The sequence below is a fragment of the Devosia albogilva genome, from assembly GCF_042685625.1.
GTDB classification, from domain to species: Bacteria; Pseudomonadota; Alphaproteobacteria; order Rhizobiales; family Devosiaceae; genus Devosia; species Devosia albogilva.
Genome location: NZ_JBHUNP010000001.1, coordinates 2,866,565 through 2,879,941, shown reverse-complemented (window position 1 = coordinate 2,879,941; position 13,377 = coordinate 2,866,565). Strand labels below are relative to the sequence as shown.

The window sequence follows — 13,377 nt, the reverse complement described above, 5'->3', positions numbered from 1 at the left end:
GAGCGGCGCTCATCGCAGGGCACCACGCGGCGTTTACACGTGGTTAACCATGTTGCTTAACGTTTTGCGTCAAACTCGTGCAGCACCGCGTGAAGTTCACCAACCGCGGTGCTGCGCACATTCTTCAGCGTCTGGCGGGCGAAAGCCTCGAGCACCTGCCGCTGCTGGGCGTCCGGCCCGGCGAACTCCAGCAGCAGCGCCGCCGCCATGGCTTGGGAAGCCGCCATGTTGCCGTCGTCGCATTTGAGCGCATAGCCCCAGCCCTTGTCGCGGATGGCGCCGCACTGCACCCCTTCGGCCCCGCCCTTGTGCATGACGCGGCCGCCGAAGGCCTCCATCACCAGCGTGTCGAAGTGACCGGTGCCGGCGACGAGGTGCGGGTGGGCGGTGGCGACGTCGAACAGGGTTCGGGCGGCGGTGGCGTGTCCGGCGGACAGCCCCTGCCCCGTCGCCATGCGGGCAAAGCCGAGCGCGAAGGCGCGGATCGGGGCCGCCCAGGTGGGGATGGAGCAGCCATCGGTGCCGCAGCGGTCTTCGGTCAGCGGCTCGCCGATCACCGCTTCCACGGCCCGGCGCACTGCGCGCTGCACCGCGTGCTGGCGACTCACATAGCCGGCGGTCGGCACGCCCATGGCGAGGGCGACGCTGAGCATGCCCGAATGCTTGCCCGAGCAGTTGTTGTGGAGCGGGCTCGGCTGCCGGCCCGTGGCGCGCAGGGCGTCGCGGGCGGCCGGGTTGGTGGGGGGATGGGCGCCGCATTCGAGATCGGCTTCGCTCAGGCCCAACCGCTCGAGCAAGGCGCTGACGCGGGTCACGTGGACGTCCTCGCCATGATGGGAGGCGCAGGCCAGCGCCAGTTCCTCGGGCGTGTGGTGGAAGCGGTCATCCGCGTGGTGGTCGAAGATGGCCAGCGCCTGCATGGACTTGATGGCCGAGCGGGGGAAGATCGCCCGCTCGATGTCGCCGGCCGCAGCCACAATCCGGCCCTCGGCATCCAGGATCGCGAAGGCGCCACGGTGGCGGTTCTCGACCCAGTTGCCGCGCATGGCCTCGGCAAGCACGGGATTGGCGTCCATGGAAAAACTCCGGTCCGGTTGGTTCGCTGGACGAACCGCGCCGGACCGGAAAAGTCAACATCGTCGGGAAGTGGCTCCGGGGTCGTCGGCGCCGGTGGAGGTCCGGTGGCGGACACATGCGGTGCGGCGGTTGTGTGCCGCAGCTGCCGGGCCTCCGCCGTCGCCGACGACCGGGTCAGATGTCCCAGTCGTGGCGCAGGGTGAGGTAGCGCGAGTTGACCCAGCCGCTGAGGCCCTGACCGTCGACCAGGCACCAGTCCGAGCCGCGCTCGGCCTCGATGCAGCGATCAACCCACACATGCGAGCCGACGGTGTAGCCGCCGACCTTCTGCGAATAGTGCGCCGGCCACTTGCGGACGTTGAGCTCGTCGGACGGATGAACACCGGTGACCTGGGCCAGCCGGTCGACATTGTAGCCCGCAGCCATGGCCGGCTGCACGGCGAAGGCGCCGGCGGCGGTGATGACGAGGCCGCACAGGGTGGCGACCAGCAGTTTTTCCTGTTGCTTGTTCATTTCGCGTACCCCTTTCCGATGCTGGAACGCAGGTTGGCTCCGCCGGCTTGAACTCGCCCTGAGGGCGCTGTTCAGCCGGCGTTCATGTTGGTTCATCGGTTCAGCGGATATCGCGCTGGTGGACGAACAGGTTGACGGTCTCGTCGCGGCCGAAGCGCAGGGCGACCACATCGAAATGGTCGTAGCCGCGGGCAGCGAGCGCGCTCATCAGCGCCGGGTGGCGGGCGATAACATTGCGCAGCGTCTCGACATTTCCGTCGCGGAACAGAGTGCCGTAGTCGTTGCGGGCCAGGGTGTCCTCGCACACGGGAGTCACCCACACATGCTCGTCGCGGCGGATGGCATTGATGTCGCGCGCCACCAGATGCGGCTCCATATGGGCGTTGAAGGCACACTCGCTGCTGACCATCGGCGAACGGGACGGATAGTTGCTGCCCGGCACAGCAGCCTGGGCGTTGGCCCCGATGGTGGTGAAGGCGGTCACGAGGCCGGCGGCGATGAAGGCGATGGTGGAACGGTTCATGATAATCTCCTGAGGTTGGCTCGGAGCGTCGTTGCTCCTTGGCCCGCCTTATGACCGGCTGCGATTGAACCGGCCCTGAGAGCGATATTCATGTGCCGTTTACCCAAGCATCCGGCGCCCGCCCCCGCTCGTACGGGTGGGCCGGCGGTGCGCTTGGCAGGTCTGCGTGCCGCGTGGCACGGTGCCCCGACTCAACAAGGAGAGCAGAAATGGCCCGTGTTCTGGTGACCGGCGGCAGTGGCAAACTCGGTCGTGCCGTGCTTCGCGACCTCGTCGCCCACGGCTACGACGTGCTCAATGTCGATCAGCAGCCGCTGGACGATCCAATCTGCCCGAGCGTGCGTATCGACCTCACCGATTTCGGCCAGGTGGCCGCGGCCATTCTGGGCGGCATCGACGAAAAGGGCGGCCGGTTCGACGCCGTGGTGCATCTCGCCGCCATCCCGGCTCCGGGCATGATCGCGAATGCAGCGACCTTCGCCAACAACGTGCCGACCAGCTACAACGTCTTCGAGGCGTGCCGCCTTGCGGGCATCAAGAACGTCGTCTTCGCTTCCAGCGAAACCGTGCTCGGCCTGCCCTTCAACAACCCGCCGCCCTATGCGCCGGTGGATGAAGAATACTATCCGCGTCCGGAGTCCGCCTATTCGCTCGGCAAGCTGCTGGACGAGACCATGGCTGCCCAGTTCTGCCGCTGGAATCCGGAGCTGCGCATGGTCGGTCTGCGCTTCTCCAACGTCATGTACCCCGAAGACTACCGGCAGTTCCCCGGCTTCGACGCCGACGCGAAGAGCCGCAAATGGAACCTCTGGGGCTATATCGACGCCCGCGACGGCGCCCAGGCCGTCCGCCGTGCCATTGAAGCCGAGTTCAAGGGCTTTGAAGCCTTCATCATCGCCAATGCCGACACGGTGATGAGCCGCCCCAACGCCTCCCTGCTTTCCGAAGTGTTCCCCGACGTGCCGCATCGCGGCGTGCTCGGCGAACACGACACACTGCTGTCTATCGACAAGGCGCGCCGCATGCTCGGCTACGAGCCGCAGTATAGCTGGCGCAACGAGATCAGCGGCGGCAACTGACCTCAACCCGTCCTGGTCAACTGCCCGGTGCGCCGCATCAGCCAGCGTTCTAGGGCCGCCAGCGCGTCATAGATCAGCACTGCGAGCATCCCCACGATCAGGCCACCCTGCAACACGAAGGCGGTATTGCTGGACAGGAGCCCGGCGATGATCACCTCGCCCAAGGTTCGCGCTGCGACCGTCGAACCAATCGTGGCGGTGGAGAGCGAGATCACCGTAGCCAGCCGCACCCCAGCCAGGATCACCGGTAGCGCGAGCGGCAGTTCAACCTGGAGGAGCCGCTGCGTGCCGGTCATGCCGGCTCCTCGTGCGGCCTCCGTCACGGCTGGCGGCAGGCCGGTGAGGCCGGTCAAGGCATTCTCGAAGATGGGCAAGAGGCCATAGAGAAACAGCGCCAGCAATGTCGGCGCAGTGCCGAAGCTGTTCATCGCCGGCACCGCCAGCGCCAGCACTGCGACCGGTGGAAACGTCTGTCCGACATTGGCGATGGCGCGCGAGACCGGGAGGAATTCCGCCCCCGCCGAGCGGGTCACAAGGATGGCCAGGCCGACCGCCACAAGCGTCGCGCCGGCCATGGCCACAGCGACGATCCAGAGGTGGCTCAAGGTGATATCGAGCAGGTTGCCCTGGTTGTAGATCGCCGGCTGGTTGGGCCGGGCGAACTGAGCGAAGAAGGGCTCGAACCAGTCCGGCTGCAGCAGCAGCGCAAGCAGCACAAGCAGCGCCAGCAGGCGGACAAGATTGCCCACCGTCATTGCGGCCGCGCCGCCAGCCGCGCCAACTGCTCCAGCGAGATCTTGCCGACTATCTCGCCATCCCGCCGCACCGGTGCGGCCGTCCGTCCCGACCACAAGAGTTCGGAGTAGGCATCCCGCAGCGAGGCGGTCGCCTCCACCGGCTGGCCATCAGCGGTGCCGGGCTCGAGGTGATCGGCGACACGCGCGAGTCCCAACAAACGGAACGGCCGGTCGCCGCTGCCAATCAGTTCCTCGACGAAGGGTGTCGCCGGCCGGGCAATGATCTCGGCCGGCGTGGCGGCCTGCAGCAGCCTGCCCTTGTCCATCACAGCGATGATGTCGCCGAGATGAATGGCCTCCTCCATGTCGTGGGTGACCAGCACGATGGTGGTGCCGAAGCGCTTGTGGATGGCGAGAAGATCCTCCTGCGCCTTGGCGCGGATCACCGGATCGAGGGCGCCGAAGGGTTCGTCCATCAGGAGGATGTTGGGCTCTGCCGCCAGCGCCCGTGCCACGCCGACGCGCTGCTGCTGCCCACCGGAGAGCCGATGCGGCAGCCGGTCGCGATATTCCGCCGGATTGAGCTGGAACAGCGTCAGCAGTTCGTCGACGCGCGCCGCAGTCCTCCGCCGGTCCCAGCCGAGCAGCTTCGGCACGGTGGCGATATTCTGGGCCACGGTGCGATGCGGAAACAAGCCGTGGCCCTGGATCACATAGCCGATGCGCCGCCTGAGTTGGTAGGCGGGGACAGAGGAGACGTCCTCGCCGTCGATGCGGATCTGCCCCGCACTCGGCTCCACCAGCCGATTGATCATCCGCATTAGTGTGGTCTTGCCGGAGCCGGACGTGCCGACCACGGCGCAGATGCTGTGAGCGGGAACGGTCAGGGTCACCTCGTCCACCACGACGGTGCCGTCATAGGCCTTGGTGATACCGTCGATTTCTATCATGCGGCGCGCTCCCCGCGCGAACTCATGTCCACGATCGCATCGAGCACCACCGCGGCAGCGAAGGCCAGCACCACCGTAGGAACCGCGCCGAGCAGCACGAGGTCCATGGCGGTCTGGCCGATCCCCTGGAACACGAAGACCCCGAAGCCGCCGCCGCCGATCAGCGCAGCAATGGTGGCGAGGCCGATATTCTGCACGAGGACGATGCGGATGCCGGTCAGGATCACCGGAAAGGCGAGCGGCAGCTCGACGCCGGTGAGCCGCTGCCAGCCCGTCATGCCCATGCCCTTGGCAGCCTCCACGGCCGGTGGTGAGACGCCAAGCAATCCGACCACAGTGTTGGAAACCACCGGCAGCAGCGAATAGGCAAACAGCGCGACGAAAGCGGGCGCAGCGCCGATGCCGGAGATGCCGATCGCGCTCGCCCCCGGCACAGTGGCAGCCACCCAGGCCAGCGGCGCGATCAGGAGGCCGAACAGGGCAATGGAGGGAATGGTCTGGATGATGTTGAGCAGGTTCAGCACCACAGCGCGTAGCGGCGCGACCCTGTAGCAGAGGATGCCCAGGGGAATGCCGGCAACCGCCGCTGCCATCACCGACCCGAAGGCGAGCCAAAGATGCGTCCGCCCCTCCTGCCAGAAGGCCTGCGCACGGTTGCCGTATTCCTTCAGGATCGAGAGATCCTGCCACACGCCGCTGACCAGCAGCAGCCCCAAGCCGGCGCCAACCAGCACCAGCATGCCGATCCGCAGCCAGGGCCTGAGCTTCATGCGCGCCAGGGCATCGGTGACCAGCAGCGCAAAGGCGAAGAGCCAGGTCCAGAAGCCCCCGCCAGGCCCCACCCGAGCGAAGGTGTTGTCCGGCGGCGTTAGCCAGCTTGCTGACCAGCCGATCGCGACCAGCAGCAGCGCGAGCACAGTGAGACCCACCACCAGGCGCAAGAGCGCCGTCAGCCGCAGCAGCGCGACGATGGTGGCCGCCAGCAGGGCGCCAGCAAGCATCCAACCGGCCAGCCCCGGCAGCGCCTCAAAGAGATTTCTGGCCTCCCCAGCCGCAATCCGCGTCGGTCGGAACATGGCAAAGGGCAGAAAAGCGCCGGCCAGCGCCAGCACGGCTACGAGAACGCCGAGCTTATCGAGGGCGAAGCGACGTGTGCGGTTCGAAGTGGCTGCGATGCTGGAGATACTCATGCTGGCTTCATACTCTCCGCGCCAACCAGCAGAGACCGACCAACGGCCGTTCCCGCACCAGCCGTCACTCTCGGGTGACCCGAGAACCCTTCCCTTCACGGCATCAGACAAGTGCCGCACCCTCGGGTCAAGCCCGAGGGTGACGCGCGGGGGAAGTTCACGGTCCTTGCGGCTTCTCCTCGCGAAAGGAGAGGTGAGGTCGACGGCGACCGCAGACGTCAGTCCAGGAACCCGTTCTGTGTCAGGAAGTCGGTGGCGACGGCGGCAGCAGCTTCGCCGCCGACCTGCACGCGGCCGTTGAGCTCCTGCAGCACTTCCAGGGTGAGGCCTTCGAACACCGGCTTCAGCAGTTCCTCGATCTGGGGAAACTCGGTGAGCACTTCCTCGCGGATGATCGGGGCGGGCTGATAGACCGGCTGCACGCCCTTGTCGTCTTCGAGTACCGTCAGGCCCGAGGGCGCGATACCGCCATCGGTGCCATAGACCATGGCTGCGTTGACGCCATCGGTCTGCTGGGCGGCAGCGGCAATCGTGGCAGCAGTGTCGCCACCCGACAGCGTCACCAACTGGTCCGGCTGGAGAGTAAAGCCGTACACCTCCTGAAATTTCGGCAGCGCCGCCGGCGAGTTCACGAATTCGGCGGAAGCGGCGAGCTTGACCTCGCCACCACTGGATACCCACTCGCCGAACTCGGTGAGGGTCGACAGATCATTGGACTCGGCCACGTCGTTGCGCAGGGCGATCGCCCAGGTGTTGTTGGCCGGCGACGGGGTCAGCCAGACGATCTTGTTGGCGTCGTAGTCGAGTTCGGCGGCTTCGGCATAGGCGCTGGCTGCATCGTTCCAGATCGGCTCGTCGGCGCGCTCGAAGAAGAAGGCGGCATTGCCGGTATATTCGGGATAGATGTCGATCTCGCCCGCGATGATCGCCTCGCGCACGATCGGCGTGCCACCAAGCTGGATGCGGCTCTCGACCGGAATGTCGTTGGCTTCCAGCACCTGCTTGATGATGTTGCCGAGCACGCCGCCCTCGGTATCGATCTTGGAGGAGACGACGACCTGAGCATTGGCGGTGCTGGCGAGCAGAGCAAACGCCGCGGCGCTCGCGAGGAGGGTAGAAAGACGCATTGGGTTCTCCGAGTTACGGCGGACCGGCCTTGCACGACCTGAGCTGGGGCGACCGGGCAGGACGGTCTTTGCAGGATGAACGATAGGGCGCTTGCCCCTGATCGACAGCTTCAAAGACCGCGCCAGTTGAATCAAGCCGGAAATGAGCGCCGTCGATCGGAACCGTCGGGCTCGACCGTGAAGACGCCTTGCGTCAGAACGCGTCAGGAGCTTCCGAGTGCCGCTCCGTGGAGAGTAATTTTGCTCGGCCGATCGTCTGACCGATCCGCAGCGTCGGAGTTCCCGCGCGCTACTTCATCCAGAACATCGGCTTGAGATCGACCGAAACCGGCTCGTTCTTGCTGTTGGTTGCCATGATGTCGGCCATGTGCGCCCACCAGCGCTGCATCACTGCCGTGTTCGGCAGGTCGTCCATGGTGTGGTCCACCCGGCGCCACAGCACGCCGAACAGGGTGTTGGTCTCTTCGTCGAGATGGATCGAGTAGTCCTTCACCCCCGCTGCGTGCAGCAGGTCCACGAGTTCGGGGAATATCTCGTCATGGCGCTTCTTGTACTCGGCGGCCATGCCGGGATTGAGGTGCATCTTGAAGGCGTGCTTTTCGTAGCCGTCGTCGGTGATCATGCGCGGGGCCTCAAGAGCTGGAACAGTCTCGGCAGGCCGATGACGAAGATCAGCAGCGCACCGATGAAGATCGACATGACGATGCCCGGCACGTTGAGGAGACCGAGGCCGAAGGTGACGAGGCCCATGATCAGCGCCGCCAGTACCACGCCGACGATCGAGCCGGAGCCGCCGAGAATCGACACGCCACCGAGCACCACCATGGTGATGGCCTCGAGTTCGAAACCCTCGGCAATGGAGGGACGGGTGGAGCCCAGCCGGGCGGTCAGCAGCACTGCGGCGACGCCGCTCATCAGCCCGGTCAGGCAGAACAGCACGAACTTGATGCGGTCGACACGCACCCCGGAGAACTGGGCCGCGACATCGTTGTTGCCGATGGCGAAAACGCGCCGGCCGAAATTGGTGCGGTGCAGCACCACCCAGTAGATCACGGCGCAGACAAGGAACAGCGCTAGCTCGAACGAGATCACCCAGAACACATAGCCTTGGCCCAGCCAGGCGAAATCGCGCGGATAGCCGCCATAGCTCTGGTCGCCGAGGATGATGTAGCTGATGCCGCGGAACAGGCTCATCGTGCCGATGGTGACGACGATCGACGGCAGCTTCAGCCCGGTGACGAGGAAGCCGTTGAAGGCGCCGCAGGCGACGCCGGTCAACAGCCCCACCAGTACCAGAACCGGTGTGGGGGCGCCGAACTGCAGGGCAAAGCCCATCAGCGTCGAGGCGAGCGCAATGATCGCCGCCACCGAGATGTCGATCTCGCCCGAGATGATCAGCAACGCCATCGCGAGGGCAATCAGCGCCTTCTCGGTGAAGTTGAAGGTCATGTCCGAGAGGCTCCACTCGTTCAGGAAGTACGGTGAAGCGAAGCTGTTCATGATGAAGATGGCCACGGCGACGAGGACCAGCAGGCCCTCCCAGCTCACCAGGGCGGACTTCAGCGGGTGGTCGAGACGGTCCGGCAGCTGTCGGCCGGTCGCGGGAATATCGGTCATGCGGCTGCAGCCTTCCTGAGAATGATACGGCCCTTGCGGCGCTCGCCCCGGGCGTTCAGCACCACCGCGAGAAGGATCGCGGCGCCCGAAATGGCCATCTGCCAGAACGGGGAGACGCCGATCACCGGCAGGGCGTTGTTGACGACGCCGAGGAAGATCGCCCCCAGCAGCACACCCGGCACGGTGCCGATTCCGCCAGCGATCGAGACGCCTCCGATCACGCAGGCGGCGATGATCGACATCTCATAGCCGCTCGCCACTTCCACCGAGGCGATCACGTAGCGCGACACCCACAGGAAACCGGCAAGACCCGACACCGCCCCGGCGATGACGAAGGCGAAGAACTTGGTCCGCCCGACATTGATGCCGGTATAGACCGAGGCCGTGGGATTGACGCCGATGGCGTAGATGGCGCGGCCGAGCGGGGTGCGCGTCATCAGAATGAAGAATAGCACCGCCACCAGGATGCCGATCCAGCTCAGCATCGGCAGCCCCAGGATCACCGTGCGCTGCAGGCCGATGAACTCAGGGCTCATCTGCGCGGCGTTCACCCAGGCACCGCCCGAGGCGACAAACACCAGGCCGCGAAAGATCGTCAGCGTACCGAGCGTCACCACGATGGGCGGAATGTCGAGCTTCCACACCAGGATGCCGTTGAAGGCGCCGAGCCCGGCCCCGATCACCACCGCCATGGCGATCAGCAGCGGCACCGGGACCATCGGGAAGGCGGCATTGGTCATCGCCACCAGCATGCCGCTCAGCGCCAGGTTGGAGGCCATGGACAGGTCGATCGAGCGGGTCAGGATCACCGCCATCTGGCCGAGCGCCAGCATCATCAGGATCGAGGTATCGTTGAAGATGGTCAGCAGGTTGCCCGGCTGGGCGAAGCGCGGGAAGCGCATCGTCACCAGCACCAGCACCAGCAGGATAGCGAGAAACAGGAGGATCTCGCGGTGTTTCAGCAGCCGGTTCATGCCGCCACCTCGTCAGCAATGCCGGCGGCGAGCCGCACCAGCGTTTCGGGCATCAGCCCCTTGTTCTCGAGCGTATCGATGATGTGGCCCTCGCGCATGACGACGATGCGGTCGCTCATGCCCATGACTTCGGGGAGTTCGGAGGAGACCATGATCACGCTCAGCCCCTGCGCGACGAGTTCCGCCATGAAGTCGTGCACGGCTGCCTTGGAGCCGATGTCGATGCCCTTGGTCGGCTCGTCGAGAATGATGACCTTGGGGAGCGTTGCCAGCCATTTGGCGATCACCACCTTCTGCTGGTTGCCACCCGACAGCGTCGAGACGTTCTGCGACAGGGAAGAGGCGCGCAGGTCGAGCCGCTCGGTATAGGTGCGGGCCAATGCGAACTCCTCGGCCATGCGCAGGAAGCCGGCACGGCTGGTCTTGCCGAGCGAGGGCAGCGACACGTTCTTGACGATCGGCTCGCCGGTGATCACGCCCTGCTTGCCGCGCTCTTCCGGCACATAGACGATGCCGGCTTCCACGGCGTCGGCGGGGGAACGCGGCGCGACGGGACGGCCCTCCAGCACCATGGTGCCGCTCGAGGGGCGGGTCATACCGAACACAGCCTGCATCACCTCGGAGCGCCCTGCCCCGACCAGGCCGTAAAAACCGAGAATCTCGCCTTGTCTCACCGAGAAGCTGATGTTCTCGAATTCGGTAGGATGGCTCAGCCCGCTCACTTCCAGCACCACATCGCCGATCACGGCGCTGCGCTCCGGGAATATCTGATCCACCGACCGGCCCACCATCATGCGGACGATCTCGCCCTGCGGCGTGTCCTTGATCAGGCCCTTGCCCACCATCTCGCCGTCGCGGAAGACGGTGTAGCGGTCGGCGATGCGATAGATTTCGTCGAACTTGTGCGAGATGAACAGGATCGCTTTGCCGTCCTGTTTCAGCAGTTCGATCAGCACATAGAGATCCTCGATCTCCTTCTGCGAGAGCGCCGCAGTGGGCTCGTCCATGATCACCACCTGCGCGTCCACCGAGAGCGCCCGCGCCACCGCGACCAGGTGCTTCTTGGCAATGCCGAGCTCCTTGAGCAGGATACCCCCGTCGATGCCGGCGCCCATGGAGTCGAGGGTCTTCTGCGCCTCGGCGCGCATCCGGCGCCAGTCGATCAGGCCGAAGCGGTTGGTGGGTGTGTGTCCCAGATAGATGTTCTCGGCCACGGTCAGTTCATCGAACAGCACCGTCTCCTGGTGGATCGCGGTGATCCCGAGTTCCGAGGCTGAATGCGCCGTCGGCAGGGTAATCTCGCCACCCCCGAGCGTGATCTTGCCTTCATCGGGCTGGTAGATGCCGGTCAGAATCTTCACCAGCGTCGACTTGCCGGCGCCGTTCTCCCCGATCAGCGCGGTCACTTGCCCGGGATAAAGCTCCAGCGACACATCATGGAGCGCCCTGACGCCAGGAAAGCTCTTCGAGATGCCCGCGAGGGTAAGAATGGGGTCTGTCATGGGCCGCGCGATCTGTGAACACCGTCAATGCCCGTAAACCGGGCGATCCGGGTCGTGCCAGGATCAAAAAAGGGACCATCCGCCGAAGCGGATGGCAGTCAGTCGGAATGCTGGCCCGGCGCCTGGGCGCCGAGCCGCTGCACCAAGTCGCTTAGAAGTACGTGGCGAACTCGGCAATGTTGCTGCTGTCGAAAGTGAACGGCACGGCCATCGGGCCGGCGCTGGTTTCGTCCAGCGTCACCTGGCCCATGCGGCCGAGCGACATGGTCACGCCCGGACCGGGCTCGGCGCCCTGCACCAGCGCGTGCGCCAGCACGACAGCGGAGTAGCCGAGGTCGATCGGGTTCCACAGCGCAACGCCCTTGGAGGCGCCGTTATCGATGAACTGCTTGAACTCGCTCGGCAGAGCCAGGCCGGTCACGTTGATCTGGCCGATCAGGTCCTGGTCGGTGATCACCTGGGCAGCCGAAACCACGCCAACCGTGGTCGGAGCGATGATGGCGTCGAGATCCGGGTAGGCCGAGATCAGACCGCGGGTTTCCTCGGTCGACTTCACCGAGTCATCGTCCCCATACACAACCGCCACGAGGTTGATGTTCGGGAACTTCTCAGGAATGGCGGCCTTGGCAGCCTCGATCCAGGCGTTCTGGTTGGTCGCGGTGGAGGCGGCCGACAGAATGGCGACATCGCCGCCCTCGGGCAGGTGGTCGGCAGCCAGCTTGATGATGGTCTCACCGATCAGGTTGGTGTCCGACGGGTTGAGGTGCAGCTGACGACCTTCCGGCGCAACGGCGGAGTCCCAGCTCAGCACCTTGATGCCGCGCTGCATGGCGCGCTGGAGCACCGGCACCAGGGCATCCGGATCGTTGGCGGAGATGGCGATGGCGTCGACCTGCTGAGCGATCAGCGAGTTGACGACTTCGATCTGCGCTTCGGCCGTCGCGGCGGTCGGGCCGGTATAGATCAGCTCGACATTGCCGAGTTCGGCGGCAGCTTCCTCGGCGCCCTTGGCAGCGGCGTCGAAGAAGCCGTTGCCGAGCGACTTCACGACCAGCGCGATGCGGGTCTGGTCCTGGGCAAGAACCGGGCTGGCGAGCAGCACGGCGGCGGCCGAAGTGGCGGCCAGCAGTTTCAGAAGCTTCATAGGTTTCTCCCTCCCTGGGATGAGGTGGTCTTCATGATGCTCAGGCAACCGTTGCTTCCCGGTTGGCCTGGGCTGTTGTATCCGCCACGATGAGCCGCACCCCAGCCGTTTCCAGCATCTGGCGGTCTTCGTCGCGGATGCCGGCGTCGCTGATGACGGCGGCGATGCGGTCGAGCCCGCACAGGATGAGGCTCGAGCGTCCGGAAAACTTGGAAGAGTCGGCAAGCACGATGAGCTCGTCCGCCTGCCCGATCAGGGCGAGTTCGGACTGTACCACCATCGGGTCGGCCTCCATCAGGCCATGCGCCCCGATCCCCTGGCAGCCGATGAACATGCGCTTGGCGTAGAAGTGCGACGCTACCACCCCGCCGAAGGGCGACAGAATGACGTTCTGCTCGCGGTAGATCGTGCCACCTGGGATAACGACGCTGTTGCGCGAGTTGTGGATCAGGAACTCGGCAATGGCGAAGCTGTTGGTGAACACGCTGAGCCGCTTGCCGGTCAGGTGATGCACCATCTGGTAGGTGGTGGTGCCGCCATTGATGATGATGGGCTCACCGTCGCGGCACATATCGGCCGCCGCGCGCGCGATTGCCCGCTTCTGCGCGATGTTGATGGTTTCGCTCACCGCGAAGGGCCGCCCGACCAGGGCCGACTGTTCCGGCGGGTTCACCGCCTCCGCCCCACCCCGGACTCGCCGAAGCAGGCCCTTCATGTGGAGAGCTGCGATGTCGCGGCGAATGGTCGCCTCGGACGAACCCGTGACGTCGCACAGCTCGGCAACGGTCACGAATGACCGCGCCTGAACGGCGGCAAGGATCACGCGGTGGCGTTCCGTTTCGTGCAAGGCTGCTATCTCCCTGACGCATTCCTACGAGGCTGCTCCGATCATTGTCAATCATGAACTGATTGCTTCTGGCCGTTTCACGCACGTCGTGCGCGAA

At 65.4% G+C, this 13,377-nt stretch carries 14 protein-coding genes; 1 reads left to right on the top strand and 13 read right to left on the bottom strand.

Annotated features, from left to right (window positions below; genetic code table 11):
• Positions 1-56: 56 nt before the first annotated feature.
• The 3 genes from ACFSX5_RS14390 to ACFSX5_RS14380 all read right to left on the bottom strand — a co-directional run bounded on the left by ACFSX5_RS14390 (position 57) and on the right by ACFSX5_RS14380 (position 2,113).
• Entirely contained in the window at positions 57-1,076 is a 1,020-nt protein-coding gene (locus tag ACFSX5_RS14390; RefSeq protein ID WP_386834358.1) for an asparaginase, read from the bottom strand.
• A 175-nt stretch (positions 1,077-1,251) separates the two neighbouring features.
• Positions 1,252-1,590, bottom strand: a complete 339-nt coding sequence (locus tag ACFSX5_RS14385) for an SH3 domain-containing protein (protein WP_386834356.1) — start codon at positions 1,588-1,590, stop codon at positions 1,252-1,254.
• 100 nt (positions 1,591-1,690) lie between these two features.
• Positions 1,691-2,113: a hypothetical protein gene (locus ACFSX5_RS14380; RefSeq protein ID WP_386834355.1), complete on the bottom strand. Its 423-nt coding sequence runs from the start codon at positions 2,111-2,113 to the stop codon at positions 1,691-1,693.
• A 209-nt stretch (positions 2,114-2,322) separates the two neighbouring features.
• Between ACFSX5_RS14380 and ACFSX5_RS14375 the strand changes: the two genes are divergently transcribed.
• Positions 2,323-3,192 (top strand): NAD-dependent epimerase/dehydratase family protein, encoded by an 870-nt coding sequence (locus ACFSX5_RS14375; protein ID WP_386834354.1) that lies wholly within the window; start codon positions 2,323-2,325, stop codon positions 3,190-3,192.
• Between the two features lie 2 nt (positions 3,193-3,194).
• Here the strand turns inward: ACFSX5_RS14375 and ACFSX5_RS14370 are convergent, their stop codons facing one another.
• From ACFSX5_RS14370 to ACFSX5_RS14325, 10 genes are all read right to left on the bottom strand, one after another.
• Positions 3,195-3,947 carry an ABC transporter permease gene (locus tag ACFSX5_RS14370; protein WP_386834353.1) on the bottom strand — a complete coding sequence of 251 codons (753 nt, stop codon included), beginning with the start codon at positions 3,945-3,947 and terminating at the stop codon, positions 3,195-3,197.
• Entirely contained in the window at positions 3,944-4,879 is a 936-nt protein-coding gene (locus ACFSX5_RS14365; protein ID WP_386834352.1) for an ABC transporter ATP-binding protein, read from the bottom strand. The genes ACFSX5_RS14370 and ACFSX5_RS14365 overlap by 4 nt, the downstream gene beginning before the upstream one ends.
• Positions 4,876-6,069, bottom strand: a complete 1,194-nt coding sequence (locus tag ACFSX5_RS14360; RefSeq protein ID WP_386834351.1) for an ABC transporter permease — start codon at positions 6,067-6,069, stop codon at positions 4,876-4,878. The genes ACFSX5_RS14365 and ACFSX5_RS14360 overlap by 4 nt, the downstream gene beginning before the upstream one ends.
• Before the next feature lie 218 nt (positions 6,070-6,287).
• Positions 6,288-7,196, bottom strand: coding sequence for a glycine betaine ABC transporter substrate-binding protein OsmF (gene osmF, locus ACFSX5_RS14355; protein WP_386834349.1), 909 nt, complete (start codon positions 7,194-7,196; stop codon positions 6,288-6,290).
• A 289-nt stretch (positions 7,197-7,485) separates the two neighbouring features.
• Entirely contained in the window at positions 7,486-7,818 is a 333-nt protein-coding gene (gene rhaM / locus ACFSX5_RS14350) for an L-rhamnose mutarotase (RefSeq protein WP_386834347.1), read from the bottom strand.
• On the bottom strand, positions 7,815-8,813 hold the full coding sequence (locus tag ACFSX5_RS14345; RefSeq protein ID WP_386834345.1) for an ABC transporter permease: 999 nt from the start codon (positions 8,811-8,813) through the stop codon (positions 7,815-7,817). The genes rhaM and ACFSX5_RS14345 overlap by 4 nt, the downstream gene beginning before the upstream one ends.
• On the bottom strand, positions 8,810-9,787 hold the full coding sequence (locus ACFSX5_RS14340) for an ABC transporter permease (protein WP_386834344.1): 978 nt from the start codon (positions 9,785-9,787) through the stop codon (positions 8,810-8,812). Before ACFSX5_RS14340 ends, ACFSX5_RS14345 begins: the two co-directional genes overlap by 4 nt.
• Positions 9,784-11,289 carry a sugar ABC transporter ATP-binding protein gene (locus ACFSX5_RS14335; protein ID WP_386834343.1) on the bottom strand — a complete coding sequence of 502 codons (1,506 nt, stop codon included), beginning with the start codon at positions 11,287-11,289 and terminating at the stop codon, positions 9,784-9,786. The genes ACFSX5_RS14340 and ACFSX5_RS14335 overlap by 4 nt, the downstream gene beginning before the upstream one ends.
• Before the next feature lie 151 nt (positions 11,290-11,440).
• The gene (rhaS, locus tag ACFSX5_RS14330) at positions 11,441-12,433 is read right to left on the bottom strand and encodes a rhamnose ABC transporter substrate-binding protein (protein WP_386834341.1); all 993 of its coding nucleotides are present in this window, start codon (positions 12,431-12,433) and stop codon (positions 11,441-11,443) included.
• A 40-nt stretch (positions 12,434-12,473) separates the two neighbouring features.
• A complete protein-coding gene (locus ACFSX5_RS14325) occupies positions 12,474-13,280 on the bottom strand; it encodes a DeoR/GlpR family DNA-binding transcription regulator (protein ID WP_386834340.1) in 807 nt (268 codons plus the stop codon).
• Positions 13,281-13,377 lie beyond the last annotated feature (97 nt).

Excerpts from the sequence above, each read along its gene's own strand:
- ACFSX5_RS14360 (WP_386834351.1), bottom strand. The coding sequence starts at position 6,069 with ATGAGTATCTCCAGCATCGCAGCCACTTCGAACCGCACACGTCGCTTC.
- osmF (WP_386834349.1), bottom strand. The coding sequence starts at position 7,196 with ATGCGTCTTTCTACCCTCCTCGCGAGCGCCGCGGCGTTTGCTCTGCTC.
- ACFSX5_RS14340 (WP_386834344.1), bottom strand. The coding sequence starts at position 9,787 with ATGAACCGGCTGCTGAAACACCGCGAGATCCTCCTGTTTCTCGCTATC.
- ACFSX5_RS14365 (WP_386834352.1), bottom strand. The coding sequence starts at position 4,879 with ATGATAGAAATCGACGGTATCACCAAGGCCTATGACGGCACCGTCGTG.
- rhaS (WP_386834341.1), bottom strand. The coding sequence starts at position 12,433 with ATGAAGCTTCTGAAACTGCTGGCCGCCACTTCGGCCGCCGCCGTGCTG.
- ACFSX5_RS14390 (WP_386834358.1), bottom strand. The coding sequence starts at position 1,076 with ATGGACGCCAATCCCGTGCTTGCCGAGGCCATGCGCGGCAACTGGGTC.
- ACFSX5_RS14380 (WP_386834355.1), bottom strand. The coding sequence starts at position 2,113 with ATGAACCGTTCCACCATCGCCTTCATCGCCGCCGGCCTCGTGACCGCC.
- ACFSX5_RS14385 (WP_386834356.1), bottom strand. The coding sequence starts at position 1,590 with ATGAACAAGCAACAGGAAAAACTGCTGGTCGCCACCCTGTGCGGCCTC.
- ACFSX5_RS14375 (WP_386834354.1), top strand. The coding sequence starts at position 2,323 with ATGGCCCGTGTTCTGGTGACCGGCGGCAGTGGCAAACTCGGTCGTGCC.
- ACFSX5_RS14345 (WP_386834345.1), bottom strand. The coding sequence starts at position 8,813 with ATGACCGATATTCCCGCGACCGGCCGACAGCTGCCGGACCGTCTCGAC.
- rhaM (WP_386834347.1), bottom strand. The coding sequence starts at position 7,818 with ATGATCACCGACGACGGCTACGAAAAGCACGCCTTCAAGATGCACCTC.
- ACFSX5_RS14370 (WP_386834353.1), bottom strand. The coding sequence starts at position 3,947 with ATGACGGTGGGCAATCTTGTCCGCCTGCTGGCGCTGCTTGTGCTGCTT.
- ACFSX5_RS14335 (WP_386834343.1), bottom strand. The coding sequence starts at position 11,289 with ATGACAGACCCCATTCTTACCCTCGCGGGCATCTCGAAGAGCTTTCCT.